This window comes from Diaphorobacter ruginosibacter, from assembly GCF_040396215.1.
GTDB lineage: Bacteria > Pseudomonadota > Gammaproteobacteria > Burkholderiales > Burkholderiaceae_C > Diaphorobacter_A > Diaphorobacter_A ruginosibacter_A.
Genome location: NZ_JBEBOW010000095.1, coordinates 1 through 15,482 on the forward strand (window position 1 = coordinate 1; position 15,482 = coordinate 15,482).

Annotated in this window: 17 protein-coding genes; 8 read left to right on the forward strand and 9 right to left on the reverse strand. The window is 64.0% G+C overall.

Features of this window, described 5'->3' with window-relative positions:
* Nucleotides 1-4: 4 nt before the first annotated feature.
* From ABWP92_RS12125 to def, 8 genes are all read right to left on the reverse strand, one after another.
* Nucleotides 5-574, reverse strand: a complete 570-nt coding sequence (locus tag ABWP92_RS12125) for a FlgO family outer membrane protein (RefSeq protein WP_502907519.1) — start codon at nucleotides 572-574, stop codon at nucleotides 5-7.
* Between the two features lie 11 nt (nucleotides 575-585).
* Nucleotides 586-1,158, reverse strand: coding sequence for a hypothetical protein (locus tag ABWP92_RS12130; RefSeq protein ID WP_353235641.1), 573 nt, complete (start codon nucleotides 1,156-1,158; stop codon nucleotides 586-588).
* Between the two features lie 316 nt (nucleotides 1,159-1,474).
* Complete coding sequence (locus ABWP92_RS12135; RefSeq protein ID WP_353235642.1) at nucleotides 1,475-2,665, reverse strand: phosphoglycerate kinase; 1,191 nt, start codon at nucleotides 2,663-2,665, stop codon at nucleotides 1,475-1,477.
* A gap of 176 nt (nucleotides 2,666-2,841) precedes the next feature.
* Entirely contained in the window at nucleotides 2,842-3,171 is a 330-nt protein-coding gene (locus tag ABWP92_RS12140; RefSeq protein ID WP_502907520.1) for an AzlD domain-containing protein, read from the reverse strand.
* Nucleotides 3,171-3,989: an AzlC family ABC transporter permease gene (locus ABWP92_RS12145; protein WP_353235644.1), complete on the reverse strand. Its 819-nt coding sequence runs from the start codon at nucleotides 3,987-3,989 to the stop codon at nucleotides 3,171-3,173. Before ABWP92_RS12145 ends, ABWP92_RS12140 begins: the two co-directional genes overlap by 1 nt.
* Nucleotides 3,990-4,072: 83 nt before the next feature.
* Nucleotides 4,073-5,089 (reverse strand): methionyl-tRNA formyltransferase, encoded by a 1,017-nt coding sequence (gene fmt / locus ABWP92_RS12150; RefSeq protein WP_353235645.1) that lies wholly within the window; start codon nucleotides 5,087-5,089, stop codon nucleotides 4,073-4,075.
* An 85-nt stretch (nucleotides 5,090-5,174) separates the two neighbouring features.
* The gene (locus ABWP92_RS12155) at nucleotides 5,175-5,702 is read right to left on the reverse strand and encodes a hypothetical protein (protein WP_353235646.1); all 528 of its coding nucleotides are present in this window, start codon (nucleotides 5,700-5,702) and stop codon (nucleotides 5,175-5,177) included.
* Nucleotides 5,699-6,211 (reverse strand): peptide deformylase, encoded by a 513-nt coding sequence (gene def / locus ABWP92_RS12160; protein WP_353235647.1) that lies wholly within the window; start codon nucleotides 6,209-6,211, stop codon nucleotides 5,699-5,701. Before def ends, ABWP92_RS12155 begins: the two co-directional genes overlap by 4 nt.
* A gap of 191 nt (nucleotides 6,212-6,402) precedes the next feature.
* Here def and ABWP92_RS12165 point away from each other — a divergent pair, with 191 nt between their 5' ends.
* Together ABWP92_RS12165 and dprA are read left to right on the forward strand one after the other, a co-directional pair.
* Nucleotides 6,403-7,641: a LysM peptidoglycan-binding domain-containing protein gene (locus ABWP92_RS12165; RefSeq protein WP_502907518.1), complete on the forward strand. Its 1,239-nt coding sequence runs from the start codon at nucleotides 6,403-6,405 to the stop codon at nucleotides 7,639-7,641.
* Between the two features lie 104 nt (nucleotides 7,642-7,745).
* Nucleotides 7,746-8,936 (forward strand): DNA-processing protein DprA, encoded by a 1,191-nt coding sequence (gene dprA, locus ABWP92_RS12170; RefSeq protein WP_353235648.1) that lies wholly within the window; start codon nucleotides 7,746-7,748, stop codon nucleotides 8,934-8,936.
* Between the two features lie 101 nt (nucleotides 8,937-9,037).
* On the opposite strand, the gene argC is transcribed toward dprA, so the two are convergent.
* Entirely contained in the window at nucleotides 9,038-9,970 is a 933-nt protein-coding gene (gene argC, locus ABWP92_RS12175; protein WP_353235649.1) for an N-acetyl-gamma-glutamyl-phosphate reductase, read from the reverse strand.
* A 261-nt stretch (nucleotides 9,971-10,231) separates the two neighbouring features.
* On the opposite strand from argC, the gene sucC reads away from it, so the two are divergent.
* The 6 genes from sucC to ABWP92_RS12205 form a co-directional block, all read left to right on the forward strand.
* A complete protein-coding gene (gene sucC, locus ABWP92_RS12180) occupies nucleotides 10,232-11,392 on the forward strand; it encodes an ADP-forming succinate--CoA ligase subunit beta (protein ID WP_353235650.1) in 1,161 nt (386 codons plus the stop codon).
* A gap of 18 nt (nucleotides 11,393-11,410) precedes the next feature.
* Nucleotides 11,411-12,307 carry a succinate--CoA ligase subunit alpha gene (gene sucD / locus ABWP92_RS12185; protein WP_353235651.1) on the forward strand — a complete coding sequence of 299 codons (897 nt, stop codon included), beginning with the start codon at nucleotides 11,411-11,413 and terminating at the stop codon, nucleotides 12,305-12,307.
* Between the two features lie 169 nt (nucleotides 12,308-12,476).
* The gene (locus tag ABWP92_RS12190; protein ID WP_353235652.1) at nucleotides 12,477-13,169 is read left to right on the forward strand and encodes a TerC family protein; all 693 of its coding nucleotides are present in this window, start codon (nucleotides 12,477-12,479) and stop codon (nucleotides 13,167-13,169) included.
* 411 nt (nucleotides 13,170-13,580) lie between these two features.
* Complete coding sequence (locus tag ABWP92_RS12195) at nucleotides 13,581-14,396, forward strand: Stp1/IreP family PP2C-type Ser/Thr phosphatase (protein ID WP_353235653.1); 816 nt, start codon at nucleotides 13,581-13,583, stop codon at nucleotides 14,394-14,396.
* Nucleotides 14,397-14,459: 63 nt separating this feature from the next.
* On the forward strand, nucleotides 14,460-15,110 hold the full coding sequence (locus tag ABWP92_RS12200; protein ID WP_353235654.1) for an FHA domain-containing protein: 651 nt from the start codon (nucleotides 14,460-14,462) through the stop codon (nucleotides 15,108-15,110).
* Between the two features lie 263 nt (nucleotides 15,111-15,373).
* Nucleotides 15,374-15,482, forward strand: a 109-nt coding sequence (locus tag ABWP92_RS12205; protein WP_353235656.1) for a pilin, incomplete at its 3' end; no start/stop codon positions are given.

Here is a 15,482-nt window from a genome sequence, read left to right on the forward strand (position 1 = left end):
GAGATCAACGGGGCGCGCCCAGCAGGCGCTTGATGTCACGGTCCATGGGCAGCGCGTAGTCATGGCCGCGGATGATGCGGCTGTCTTCGGTGCGCACCAGCTTCAGGCTCACGTAGGTGAGGGTGGATGCGGGGGAGTACGTGCCCACCAGCACCATCGCGGCGTTGTGCTGGCGCGCGATGTCGCGCACTTCGCGCGACAGCAGCAGCTCGCCCGTGCCTTCGCGCACGAAGACGGTGCCGCGCAGCTTGATTTCCTTGACGTTGAAACCGGCCATGGCCATGTGGGTCGCGTACTGCTCGGACAGCGTGCGGCCCAGCGGCGCGGAACGCGTGGTGTCGTTGACATCGACCACGGTAGCCACCAGGACCGGCCCGGGACCGACGGCTTCCACGTCAAGGCCCGCCAGCAGCTTGCCCACGGCGTCCTTGCTGCTGTTCAGGAACGGACTTTCGCTGGCGTCCTTGTAGGTCGGCTCGATGCGAGCGACGGGCGCGCCGCCGCCGATACCCGCGCAACCCGCCATCACCGCGGCGGCGGCCAGTGCGAGTGTGAGCCTGGCGCAAGTCTTCATCTTCATCATGCTCATTGGCTCACCACCTTCATGTTGACCGGACGCATCTGGCTGGGCTTGGCGAACAGCGGCACATCGGCATTGGCCAGATAGTAGACATCCGTCGCGCGGGAGACGTACTGGCCGTCATGCGTGATGGAGACGGTCAGGATCACCTCGGTGTTCGAGCCCGAAGGGTGGCCTTCTTCCGAATAGGCGCCGACGTTGGCGTGGCCCGGAGTCTTCACAACCTGCGTGTGATAGGTAACTTCCAGGCGCTGGCCGGGCGTGCTCTGGACATGGGCTCCGGCATCGGTCAGGCGGGTGATCAGCAGGTCGCGGAAGCCCGCATCGAAGGCGCTGGGATTCGGGGGCAGCGCGACATACAGGGGTGTGTTGTCGGCAAAGCCCGCGCGCGCCAGGCTCGCGCGTGTCTGCGCGGCGACGTCGTACGACATCGCATCCCAATGGCCTGCCGCGCGCACCTTGTATTGGCTGGTCGTTTCGAAATTCTTCGCAAGCGGCACCGGCGCGGCGCAGCCGGTCAATGCCGCAGCCAGGCCGGCAACTGCCGCGGCCAGCCCGAGCTTTTGGTAAATAGCCATTTTTCCCTCCATACCAACAAACGGCGAGGCGCATGAGGGCGCCCCGTGATTACTATCGATTTTGTGCAGAGACGTTACAAAAAACAAGAAAAATTGCGGCAAGGGTTTATTGCTCATGCAATTTTGTTGTTTTGTTCGCAGTTTCTTACAACCAGGCGATTTTCACGAAAGTAAAAAGATCCCTCCCATGCTTCTCCGCAGCCCCCCGAGGGGCGGTTTTGTCGTGGGGCGGCCCGGCGACAAAAAAAGAAAAGGGTGCCGAACCGGCACCCTTCGCCTGTTTCCGCCCCGGCCCGGAGCCGGGCGGGCCGTCGCGTTACGCGGCGCGCTTTTGCAGGATGTCGAAAGCCGGCAGGGTCTTGCCCTCCAGCACCTCGAGGAAAGCGCCGCCGCCGGTGGAGATGTAGCCCACGTCCTTTTCTATGCCGTATTTTGCGATCGCCGCCAGCGTGTCGCCGCCCCCCGCGATGCTGAACGCGCTGGATTCGGCGATGGCCTGGGCGATGGCCTTGGTGCCGCCCGCGAACTGGTCGAATTCAAACACGCCCACCGGGCCGTTCCAGACGATGGTGCCCGCCGCCTTGAGCTGCGCGGCCAGCCTGGCGGCGGTGTCCGGGCCGATGTCGAGGATCATGTCGTCGTCCGCCACTTCGCTGGCCTGCTTGACGGTAGCGACGGCGTCGGCGGCGAAGTTCTTGGCGACCACCACGTCGGTCGGGATCGGCACTTCGGCGCCGCGCGCCTTCATGGACTCGATCACCGCCCTGGCGTCGTCCAGCAGATCGGGCTCCGCCAGTGATTTGCCGATCTTCAGGCCGGCGGCCAGCATGAAGGTGTTGGCGATGCCGCCGCCGACGATCAGGCCGTCCACGTTCTTCGAGAGGCTTTGCAAAATGGTCAGCTTGGTCGACACCTTGGAGCCCGCGACGATGGCGATCAGCGGACGCCTGGGGTTGGCCAGCGCCTTGGTGATGGCGTCGATTTCCGCGGCCAGCAGCGGGCCTGCGCAGGCGATCCGGGCATATTCGGCGATGCCGTAGGTCGTGCCTTCGGCGCGGTGCGCGGTGCCGAAGGCATCGTTGACGTAGATGTCGCACAGCATGGCCATTTTCCGGGCCAGTTCGGGGTTGTTCTTCTTCTCGCCCTTGTTGAGGCGGCAATTCTCCAGCAGCACGAGCTGGCCGGGCTGGACTTCGACGCCATCGACCCAGTCAGCCACCACGGGGATGTCCCGGCCCATCAATTCGGACAGGCGCTCGGCCACCGGCTTGAGGGAGTCCTGGGGCTTGAACTCGCCCTCGGTGGGACGGCCCAGATGGCTGGTCACCATCACGGCCGCGCCCGCGTCCAGCGCCATCTGGATGCAGGGGATTGATGCGCGAATGCGCGTATCTTCGGTGATCTTGCCGTTATCGTCCTGGGGGACGTTCAGGTCTGCACGGATGAAAACGCGCTGCCCGCGAGCCTTGCCTTGGGCGCAGATGTCGGAAAAACGAAGAATTTGCATGGTGGGTTCCAGGAGATGGATACGGGCGGCGCTCTGTCACGGCGCCGACATGAAACTGCCGGAATTGTAGGGGCCGTGGCTGACGCCGGGCTTCATGCGAGGGCTTTTGCGGCGTCGCGCCGGAGATTTCGGGCGCGACGCGGATGTATCCGGAGGCGTCCGGAGCGTCGAAGGCCCTACCAGCCCAGGCCGATGTGCAGCGGCAGGTAGATGATCATGCCCACCAGGATCGTGCCCAGGATGCCGCGCCGACTGTAGTAATAGATCACCGCGCCAGCCAGGGCGGGCAGGCGTGCATCCTTGAGCGTATGGATGAGCTCGCCCTGCGTCATGAACAGCTCGGGCACGATGACCGCGCCCAGGGCGGCCAGCGGCGCATACTTCAGGCCGCGCCGCAGCCATTCCGGCATGGGCAGTTCCTTGTCTGAAATCATGAAGAAGGAACGGGTGACCAGGGTGATGATCGCCAGCCCGATGGTGGCGATGATCATTTCGAGCGCGTACATCATTGCTTGGGTTCCCCGGGCTGATCCTGCGGGGGCGCCGCCATGGCGTCATGCACCGCCCGGGCTTTCTTCAGGCGCTTCATGTTGTGGTCCACGGTCTCGAACGTGAGGCCCGCCGCCACCGCCGCCACCACGGCCACCAGGATGTTCATCTTCAGCGGCAGCGCGAACGCGGCGATGGCGGCCGTGCCGGCGACCGCAGTGGCCAGCAGCGTGAAGCGGTCATTGACCATGGAAAGCAGGATGCCCAGCAGCGCCAGCACACCCGCGAACCCCAATCCCCACGACAACGGGATCGCATTGGCCAGCAACATGCCCGCAATGGACGGTATCTGCCACATCAACCAGTTGGTGGAGGCGGAACCGGCGAAATAGGGGATCTGCTCGGGCTGGGGCTTGAGTTCGGGAAATCGCTTCATGAAGCCGACAAAAATGACGTCCCCGCTGAAATATCCGAGCAGAAGACGCTTTTTTCGAGGAAGCTGGTAAAAATAGTCGCGCCACATCTGGCTGAAGATCACGAAGCGCAGGTTCACGCAGGCGGCGGTGAGCCAGATCACCCACAGCGGCGCGCCCGCCACCAGGAGCGGCAGCACCGCCAGTTGCGCGCTGCCGGCGTAGATCATCAGTGACATGAAGATGGACAGCGGCACGGAAAGACCGCTCTTGACCATGGCCACGCCGGTCACCAGCGCCCATGCGGCAATGCCGATGCCGGTGCCCATCATGTCCGTCACGCCGAGCCTGAAATACGGCTCGCGCCTCATTGCTTGCCATTGCGTCCATTGTTCGCCCGCCCATTGCCTAAGGCGCGTCATGTGTTCTGTCATGGAAGGACGGGTCATTTCAAGGCGGGCCGTTTCTGTTTCTGTATCTCTCTGGAGCGTGCTCGGATGGAAGGTCAGGCAGTCTGGTTGTCGGTTCCGAAAATATCGCCGGGGTTGAGGACAAATCCGCGCAGGAAGTCGGCAAAAGCAAGCCGCTTGCCGCCGGCACGCTGTAGCAGCGTGAGACGCAGCACGCTGGATTCGCCGCATGCGACGTCGATGCCTTGCGGTGTGATCGCCAGGATTTGACCTACGTCTACATTGTGCCTGCCCGATCCCGACTTTGCTGGCGCCTCCCATGCCGATTCCATTTCCGCAAGCGCTTCGCACGACCAGATCTTGATGGTTTCTCCGTGGAAAGTGGTCGTGGCGCCGGGAAATGGATCGAATGCCCGCACGCGGCGCGAGATGACGCGGGCGTGGTCGCGCCAGTCGATGGCGCTTTCCGCCTTGTCGATCTTGTGCGCATAGGTCACGCCTTCCCCGGGCTGCCGGGTTGGCGTCAGGCCGCCGCAGGCAGCGAGCTCCAGAGCCTCGACGATCAGGCGGCCGCCCAGTTGCGCGAGCCTGTCGTGCAGGGCGGCCGTGGTGTCCTGCTCCGAAATGGGCAGCGCCTCCATCAGGAGCATGTCGCCGGTGTCCAGGCCGGCGTCCATCTGCATGATGGTGACGCCGGTCTGCGCATCGCCCGCCTCGATGGCGCGGTGGATGGGCGCCGCGCCGCGCCAGCGCGGCAGCAGGCTGGCGTGGATGTTCAGGCAGCCCAGGCGCGGCCAGTCGAGCACCCACTGCGGCAGGATCAGCCCATAGGCGGCCACCACCATCGCGTCGGCGCCGCTGGCGAGCAGGGCTTCGCGGGCCGCCGCCGCATCTTCCGGATACTTGCCGTCCAGGCGCAGGCTGCGCGGCTGGCTCACGGGGATGCCGTGCTCCAGTGCGCATTGTTTGACCGGCGACGCCTGGAGTTTCATGCCCCGGCCGGCAGGACGGTCGGGCTGGGTGAGCGCGAGTGGAACCTCGAATCCGGCGGCGATGAGGCGTTCGAGCGCGACGGCTGCGAATTCAGGAGTGCCTGCAAAAACTATCTTCATGGCAAATCTCGGTGTGGGGGCGGCCGCTGCGCGGCGCTCTGGGCGGGCGATGAAGGGCGAGCGGCACAGCCGCGGTGCATTCGGTTCAGGAGACCCGGTTGTCGTCCGCGGTGGGCTCGTCGGTGAACATGACCTTGGCGACGTGGCCATCTTCGCCGATGTGGATGTGAGCGAGCCTGCGCAGGTTGAAATCGTCCATGAAGCGGTAGGTCCAGACCTTGCCCCTGAAACTGGCGACTTCGGTGATCTCGTAGGGCGGGCCGTAGTAATCGAGTACGCTCTGGCGCGTCCAGCCGACAGGCGTGCTGGACAGGTGCTGGAAATCGAGCACCTGCGTGATGGACCGCATCCTGCCCTGCGCGTCGAAGTCCACGTGGAAGACCTCGCGGCCCATGGGCAGGGTGGAGTAGAGCCAGCGCTCGCCGCCTTCGGGCAGTGCCTTGACGGACAGCGGCAGGCCCATGCGCGAGCGCACCTCCGAGGACGGCGCGCCGGGTTCCGGCCGGGTGAAGCTGGCGCAGGCCGTCAGCGCCAGCGTCAGGGCGACGGCCAGCATGGCCATGGCGATCCAGCGCCAGGCAGGACGCGAAGCGCCTGCCGCGGCTGCGGTCATGCCCGCTCCTCGTTCTTCTTCTGCTTGAGCAGCTTGGTCTTGATGCGGTTGCGCTTGAGGGGCGACAGGTATTCGACGAACACCTTGCCCAGCAGATGATCCAGCTCGTGCTGCACGCACACGGCCAGCAGGCCCTCGGCTTCGATCACGCGCGGCCGGCCGTCGCGGTCCAGGGCGCGGACGTGCGCTGCGGCGGAGCGCTCCACGCCGTCGTAGATGCCGGGAACGGACAGGCAGCCCTCGTCGCCGACGACTTTCTCGTCGCTGAGCCAGGTGATTTCGGGGTTGATCAGCACCATGGGCTGGTCGCGCTCCTCGGACACGTCGATCACCACGATGCGCTCGTGAATGTCGACCTGTGTTGCCGCCAGGCCGATGCCGTTGGCGTCATACATGGTTGCGAGCATGTCGTCGATCACGCCGAGGATGCGTTCATCCACGGCTTCGACAGGCTTGGCGACCTTGTGCAGCCGGGGGTCTGGGTAACAAAGAATAGGAAGAATTGCCATGTCCGGAGGAAGAATATGTCGCTATTTTCGCCACTTTTGCTGATTCCTGCGGGGCGCGGACGCAATAATCATTGCTCTATCAAGGGCTTGAACAGAGAATTCGAGATCGTTTGTAACTTTGTGCGTGCAAAAGCCAAGAAATATTTTCTATGGCTTGCTAAAGCAATATGGTCGTTGAGAGGGCGAATTCAATGCGTGAGAAGATGAATAAGATGTCTGGCCAGTCGAAAACGCATGCGCCGTGGACGGTGGCAGCCGTGGCATTGATCGCGGGAGCCATGGCGGGTTTCGGCGCGCAGGCGCAGACGTCGCATCACACAGTTACATCCGCGCAGCGCGCGACGGCACAGCAGGTGGCCGCGCGCGGCGTGCCGGTTTCCGAGCTGGCGCCCAATGCGCCCGACACCTACGTGGTCAAGCGCGGCGATACGCTGTGGGCCATCTCCGGGCTGTACCTGAACCGGCCCTGGCGCTGGCCCGAGCTGTGGGGCATGAACATGCAGGCCATCCACAACCCGCACCTGATCTATCCGGGCCAGACGCTCTATCTGGAAAAGACGGGCGGCTATGCGCGGCTTTCCACCAGAGCCGGCGCCGCGGGCGACACCGAGACCGTGCGGATCACGCCGCGCACGCGCATGGACAGCGTATCCGGCTCGGCCCTGCCCACCCTGCAGCAGCACCTGATCGAGCCGTTCCTGGTTGAGCCCGAGATCGTTGACGAACAAACGCTCGAGCAGGCTCCGCGCATCGTCGCTTCGTCGCAGACGCGCTCCATCCTTGGCAGCGGCGACCGTGTCTATGCCCGCAGCGCCACGGGCAGCCAGCTCTCGATGGATCCGGGCGACACCCGCGATTTCCGCCTGTTCCGCAACGCCGTTCCGCTCAAGGATCCTGATACGGGGCGCATCCTGGGCTATGAGGCCCAGTACGTGGGGCGTGCGGAAATGGTGCGCGGCGAGTCGGAGGAGGTCAGCTCCAATGGCCGGGGCGGCACGACTGCCGATCCGGTGCCCGCCACCCTGGACATCATGTCGGTCAAGGAAGAAGTGCGGATCGGCGACCGCCTGCTGCCCATGGCGCAGCGCAGTTTCATGAACTTCGTGCCGCGCGCTCCGTTCGATGATGTGGATGCGCGCGTGGTTTCGATCTACGGCAGTGTCACCGTTGACAACGCCGGCCAGAATCAGGTGGTATCCATCAACCGTGGTGCCGTCGATGGACTGGAGCCCGGCATGATCCTCACCGTGCTGACCAGGGGCGACCGCATTCGCGACAGGACCGACTCGCGCCGCTCCATGATCAAGCTGCCCAGCGAAGCCAATGGCATGGCCATGGTGTTCCGCACGTTCGACCATGTGTCGTATGTGCTGCTGCTGCAGATGCGCTATGCCGTGGGCGTGGGCGACCGGCTGGTCAGCCCGCAGTAAACGCCGCATCGGCGCGGCGGCAACGCAGCGGCGCCGCCACGTAACGAGGGAAATGCCGGTTCGCCAGCGCGGGCCGGCATTTCTTTTTCGGGAAGGGCAAATGCATGCAGATCGATGAATTGACGGCCTGGCTGAGGCTCATGGGAACGCCGGGCGTGGGCAACCAATCGGCGCGCCGCCTGCTCGCCGCGTTCGGCATGCCGCAAAACGTCTTCGTGCAGCCGCTCGCCGCGCTGCAAGGCTGCGTCAGCGCCGCGCAGGCGCGGGCGCTGCTCGCGCCGCCGCCGGAGTTGCAGGAGCAGGTGCAACGGACCATGCAGTGGCTGGAGCTTGCGGCCAGCCAGCCGGACATGCCCGCCCGCACAATCTGCACCCTGGGCGATCCCGGCTATCCCGAAAGCCTTCTGGCCACCGAAGATCCTCCCTTGATGCTGTACCTCGAAGGCGCAAGATCGCTGCTGCAAGGCGGGGGGCTGGCGGCTGCGGGCGCGCAGTGCCTGGCCATGGTGGGAAGCCGCAACCCATCGCCCCAGGGGCGGGACAACGCCCGCCTGTTCGCCAGGGCGCTGCGCGAAGCGGGACTCACCATCGTCTCCGGGCTGGCCCTGGGCATCGACGCCGCCGCGCACGAGGGCGCGCTCGAAGCCCCTGCCCAGCCATCCACGGCGGCAACGATCGCGGTGGTGGGAACGGGCCTTGACAGCATCTATCCGCGCTCCAACCGGGAACTGGCTGGGCGCATCGCGCGCAGCGGCATCCTGGTGAGCGAGTACCCGCTGGGAACGCCGCCCCTGGCCGCCAACTTTCCCAAGCGCAACCGCATCATCTCCGGCCTGTCGCTGGGCACGCTGGTGGTGGAGGCGGCCATGGCATCGGGCTCGCTCATCACCGCGCGCCTGGCCAGCGAGCAGGGCCGCGAAGTATTTGCCATTCCCGGCTCCATCCACGCGCCGCAGTCACGCGGCTGCCACGCCTTGTTGCGCCAGGGTGCGAAGCTGGTGGAATCCGCTCAGGACGTGCTGGAGGAATTGAGCGCGCAGCGCCCGGGCCGCGCCAGTCCACCCGACACGCCGCCGCGCGAGTCTGGCGCCGCAGGCGCGGCCGACGTGCCGCTGCCGCAGGAGCAGCGCGATCTGCTGGACGCGCTCGGCTTCGACCCCATGGGGCTCGACGCCCTGGTGGCCCGCACCGGCTGGGATGCGGCGGCGTTGCAGGTGCAGTTGCTGCAGCTCGAACTCGACGGGCATGTGGCGAGGCTGCCGGGCGGTCTTTATCAGCGCATGGCGAATGGATGATTGATTGCCGGATACCGATCGCGTCAGGCGGTAGAAAAGCCGCCAGGGGCGAACCCCGGGCGGCCTGGATCGTGCGATGCGCCGCCACGCGGCGGCTGGCGTCAGAGCCCCAGCATCAGCTTCAGGTTCTGCACGGCCGCGCCGCTCGCGCCCTTGCCGAGATTGTCAAGGCGCGCCACGAGCACGGCGTGCCGGTAGCGGTCGCTGCCATAGACGCGGATTTCCAGCTTGTTCGTGTCCTTGAGCGCGACGGCGTCCAGCTTGCCATCCTCGGTGGCGGGCAGCACCTGCACCCAATGGTCGGGCGTGTCCGTGCCGGCGTAATGATCGGCCAGCGTCCTGTGCAGGTCGGCCACCGAAGGCGAGCCGGGCAGGGTGTCCAGGTGCAGCGGCAACTGCACCAGCATGCCCTGCGGGAAGTTGCCCACGGCGGGCACGAAGATCGGGCGGCGCGTCATTCCGGTGTACTTCATGATCTCCGGAATGTGCTTGTGCGACAGGCCCAGCGCATACAGCTCGAACGGCGCGGCGTTGCCGTGCTCATAGGCCTCGATCATGGTGCGGCCGCCGCCTGAATAGCCGCTCACGGAAGGCAGCGCGGCCGGGTAGTCGGCGGGAAGCAGTCCGGCATCCACCAGCGGGCGTAGCAGCGCGATGGCGCCGGTGGCGTAGCAGCCGGGATTGGCCACGCGCGTGGCCTGGCGCACCGCGTCGGCCTGGCCCGGCGCGAGTTCGGGAAACCCGAAAACCCAGCCCTCGGCCACGCGATGCGCGGTGGATGCGTCGATGATCTTGATCACCTTGCCGGTCTGCCGGCTCACCTCGTCCACCAGCGCGGCGGACTCGCGCGCGGCGTCGTCATGCAGGCACAGGATGACCAGATCGACGCCTTCGATCAGCGCGCGTTTGGCGGCGGGGTCCTTGCGCAGCTCGGGAGCAATGCTCACCAGTTCGACTTGCGGCATGGCCTGCAGGCGCTCGCGGATCTGCAATCCGGTCGTGCCAGCTTCGCCATCGATAAAGACTTTTGCCATGAGATTCTCCGGGGCCTGCAAAAAGGCATATTGTGGGATAAGTTATATCCACATTATTGGTGCGCCGCAACATGATACATTTATTAGTTGCCATGCTGATAAGAGCCCGCGGCCAGGCACCCTTTTCAGGCGCCGCCGGCCCGACCCGGATGCTTCCCGCCCAGATGCGGGGCATCGACGGCGAATCGAATGATTCACCGGGATCGTGCCGGTTGTTCTGATTGGCGTTCGGGCACCAACCACTTCTCCGAGAGACACCTCATGAAGATTCACGAGTACCAAGGCAAGGAAATCTTGCGTAGTTTCGGCGTGCCAGTTCCCCGTGGCATTCCAGCATTCACCGTTCAGGAAGCTGTTGAAGCAGCCCAGAAGCTGGGCGGACCGGTCTGGGTCGTCAAGGCCCAGATCCACGCCGGCGGCCGCGGCAAGGGCGGCGGCGTGAAGGTCGCCAAGACCATCGACGACGTGAAGGCCCTGGCTGGCCAGATCCTGGGCATGCAACTGGTCACGCACCAGACCGGCCCCGAAGGCCAGAAGGTCCGCCGCCTGTACATCGAAGACGGCGCCGACATCCAGAAGGAATACTACGTGTCGCTGGTCACCGACCGCGCCACCCAGAAGGTCGCCTTCATCGCCTCCAGCGAAGGCGGCATGGACATCGAGGAAGTGGCCCACTCCACTCCCGAGAAGATCATCACCGAATACATCGACCCGCTGACCGGCCTGTCCGCCGAGCAAGCCACCAAGATCGCCAACGCGATCGGCCTGCCCGCCGACTCGACCGCCCAGGCCGTGGACGTGTTCCAGAAGCTCTACAAGTGCTACATGGACACCGACGCATCGCTGGTCGAAATCAACCCGCTGAACCGCGACAGCAAGGGCAACATCATCGCCCTGGACGCCAAGTTCAACTTCGACTCCAACGCCCTGTTCCGCCACCCGGAAATCGTGGCCTTCCGCGACCTGGACGAAGAAGATCCTGCTGAAATCGAAGCTTCCAAGTTCGACCTGGCCTACATCAGCCTGGACGGCAACATCGGCTGCCTGGTGAACGGCGCAGGGCTGGCCATGGCCACCATGGACACCATCAAGCTGTTCGGCGGCGAGCCTGCCAACTTCCTGGACGTGGGCGGCGGCGCCACCCCCGAGAAGGTCACCGAAGCCTTCAAGATCATGCTCAAGAACCCCAAGGTCAAGGGCATCCTGGTCAACATCTTCGGCGGCATCATGAAGTGCGACACCATCGCCACCGGCGTGATCACCGCCTGCAAGGCCGTGAACCTGCAAGTGCCGCTGGTCGTGCGCATGAAGGGCACGAACGAAGAACTGGGCAAGAAGATGCTGGCCGAATCCGGCCTGCCCATCATCTCCGCAGACACGATGGCCGAAGCCGCCACCAAGATCGTCGCTGCCGTCAAGTAAGCCCTGGAGAGAAACACCATGTCTATCTACATCAACAAAGACACACGCGTCATCACCCAAGGCATCACGGGCAAGACGGGCCAGTTCCACACCGAGAAGTGCCAGGAATACGCGAACGGCAAGAACTGCTTCGTCGCGGGCGTGAACCCCAAGAAGGCTGGCGAAAAGATTTTCGACATCCCAATCTTCGGCTCCGTCAAGGAAGCCGCCAAGGAAACCGGCGCCACCGTCTCCGTGATCTACGTTCCGCCGGCAGGTGCCGCCGCCGCCATCTGGGAAGCCGTTGAAGCCGACCTCGACATGGCCATCTGCATCACCGAAGGCATCCCAGTGCGCGACATGCTGGAAGTGCGCAACAAGATGAAGGCCAAGGAAGCCGCCGGCGGCAAGAAGACGCTGCTGCTGGGCCCCAACTGCCCCGGCCTGATCACGCCTGACGAAATCAAGATCGGCATCATGCCCGGCCACATCCACAAGAAGGGCCGCATCGGCGTCGTATCCCGTTCCGGCACGCTGACCTACGAAGCCGTGGCGCAGCTGACCGAGCTGGGCATCGGCCAGTCGACCGCCGTCGGTATCGGTGGCGACCCGATCAACGGCCTCAAGCACATCGACGTGATGAAGGCTTTCAACGACGATCCAGACACTGACGCCGTCATCATGATCGGCGAAATCGGCGGTCCGGACGAGGCAGAAGCCGCCCGCTGGTGCAAGGACAACATGAAGAAGCCGATCGTCGGGTTCATCGCCGGCGTGACCGCCCCTCCGGGCAAGCGCATGGGCCACGCGGGCGCGCTGATCTCCGGCGGCGCCGACACGGCCGACGCCAAGCTCGCCATCATGGAAGAGTGTGGCTTCACGATCACGCGCAACCCATCCGAAATGGGCCGCCTGCTGCAAGGTCTGCTGAAATAATTTCATAGCAGCAAGACATTGCCAGCCGCTGCTTTGCGGCCTAAAGGTCTTAAATGCTTACGCATTTCTACGCATGACGAGGGCTTTTCGCCCTCCTAAACTGCGAACTCCAAAAAGAAACGCCAGCCTGATTCAGGCTGGCGTTTCGATTCATAACAGTGGAGTAACAATGGAATTCATAAGCACGCCCGACTTCTGGATCGGGCTGGTCAAGATCATCTGGATCAACATCATCCTGTCGGGCGACAACGCCGTCGTCATCGCGCTCGCGGCCCGCTCGCTTCCCCCTGAACAGCAAAAGAAAGCCATCGTGATCGGCTCGGGCGCGGCCGTGGTGCTGCGGATCGTGCTCACCGTGGTGGCGGCCAAGCTGCTGGAACTGTCGTTCCTGCAGATCATCGGCGGCTGCCTGCTGCTGTGGATCGGCTACCAGCTGCTGACCGGCGACGATGAAGAAGAAGGCGAATCCAGCGGCAACAAGGGCATGCTGGCCGCCGTGCGCACCATCCTGATCGCCGACCTCGTGATGAGCCTGGACAACGTGATCGCCGTGGCAGCCACGGCGCAAGGCAACATGGTTCTGCTGATCCTGGGCCTGGCCATCAGCATCCCGCTCGTGATCTTCGGCTCCACGCTCATGATCAAGCTCATGGAGCGCTTCCCCATCATCGTGGTGCTTGGCGCCGCGCTGATCGGCTGGGTGGGCGGTGAAACCATCGTCAACGACAACATCCTGCACGACTACGCCATCGCACACCCCTGGCTGCACTACGCCGCCGCCGCCGCTGGCGCGGTGCTCGTCGTGGCCGTCGGCAAGTTCATGAAGGCGCGCAACGAAGCCAAGGAGCAGGTCGCGGCCTGACCGCGCAAAACACGGACCGCGGCGGATACCGCGGCTCCGCGCATTCGATCAAAGGCAAGGCCTCCGCAAGGGGGCCTTGCTTTTTTATTGGCATCAGGGCTTCCATGCTTTCGCCGGACAATGGACGCATGCGGCGGGCCACGGCGGGAGAATGCGTGAAAAATCTTGATACAAGTCAAAAATCAGGGTTACCAACGTAGGCACGCAACGACGGATGGGTTGAAATATTCCAGCAGTTGACAATTAAATACTATCAGTATCTATTTGTAGTCTTGTGCCAACTATCATCACGCCAGGATATTTTCTTTTTGTAACTTGGCGCGACCACATCGGAAGACATGGGCCTCATGGGCCCAGGCCTCCCGGCAGGCCCTTGTGGTGAGGGGACAGCGCACGGCTCCATGCTCAACCATGATCCTCCGGTCAGCTCCTCCCTATGAATTCGCCGCGCTGACGGACGTCGGGCGCGTGCGCCCCAACAATGAAGACGCCGTCGGCGTCAACGAAGACATCGGCGTGGCCATCCTGGCCGACGGCATGGGCGGCTACAACGCGGGCGAAGTCGCCAGCGCCATGGCGGTGGACTACGTGAGCGCCCACATGCTGCGCATCCTCAAGGAGCTGGGCCCCGACTACAGCCCCGTCGAGTTGCGCATCGCGCTCGATATGTGCATCAACGGCGCCAACCGCAACATTCTCGAAGCCGCGCTCGCCAGCCCCCAGCAGCTCGGTATGGGCACCACGCTGGTCGTCGGCGTGTTCCAGCACGACCGGCTGATACTCGGCCACGTGGGCGATTCGCGCTGCTACCGCCTGCGCGACGGCGCGCTGCAGCAGCTCACGCGCGACCACTCCTGGCTGCAGGAGCAGCTCGACGCGGGCCTCATCACCGCCAAGCAGGCCCTGAACTCCGAATATGGCAACCTCGTCACGCGCGCTCTCGGCGTGGGCGCCAGCGTTCAAATCGAAATCAATGAATTCCCGGTGGAGCCGCAGGACCTGTACATTCTCTGCTCGGACGGACTCACCGACATGATCGACGACGCCGACCTCGCCGCGCTCGCCAAGGCGCCCGCGCCGCTGGCCGAAAAAGCCCAGCGCATGATCCAGCTGGCCAACGCCATGGGAGGGCGGGACAATATCAGCGTCGTCCTGGTCCAGGCCGCCGGCGAAAAACGCAAACCACACCAGCCCGGCCTCATGGCCAGACTGCTGCGCCCGCATTGAGCCCGATCCTTGCTAGTAATAGCGGCTACCCGAACACACTCGAACAAACACAAGGAAAAGAGCATGCCCAAGATGGTCGTATCGGTTGACGGCGTGGTGATCAAGGAAGTGCCGCTCACCAAGGAGCGCACCACCCTTGGCCGGCGCCCCTACAACGACGTCGTCATCGACAACCTCGCCGTCAGCGGAGAGCACGCGCTCATCCACATGAGCGGCGGCGACGTGGAAATCGAAGACCTTGGCAGCACCAACGGAACCCAGGTGAACGGCAGGGCCGTCAAGCGCCAGAAACTGCGCAGCGGCGACACCGTCGAACTTGGCCGCTACAAGCTGCGCTTCATCAACGAAGTCCCGAGCGACGCCGCCAACTATGAAAAGACCGTGCTTTTCAAGCCCGGCATGCCCCTGCTCAAGGTGCCCAACAGCCGCCCGGCCCCCCTCATGGCCGCGCCGCTGCAAGCCGACGTCAAGGTGCTCACCGGCTCGGCCGCGGGCCGCCAGGTCTCGCTGGTCAAGGTGGTCACCACCCTCGGCAAGCCCGGCGTGGCCGTGGCCTCCATCACCAAGCGCTCCCACGGCTTCGTGCTCGCCCACGTGGAGGGCGACGAACACCCCAGCCTCAACGGCAAACCCATAGGCGACCAGCCCGTGCAGCTCTCCGACGGCGACCTGATCGAGATCGTCGGCACCAGCATGCGTTTCATCCAGTGCTGACGCTGTTGATGAAAGCTATCGATGCTAACGATTTGATAACAATCTGTCTGCCAAAATTGTGTCGGGCGACACTTTTGCCCGAACAAAAATGTTACTTATCACAAGCAATGTGACACATGTTGACGCATAACTTGCAATTTATGCGTGTCAGGCGATAGTCAGACAGTTGGCACGGATGGTGCTTGGACAAGGCAAGGCTTGAGGCTCGGAGTAAACCTCAAGACTCTTATTCCTAACGATTCAACTCCGGGGAGAACTTAACTATGAAGCGTACGATGCAAAAGGGTTTCACCCTTATCGAATTGATGATCGTGGTGGCGATCATCGGTATTTTGGCTGCTGTGGCGTTGCCTGCTTATCAGGATTACACGA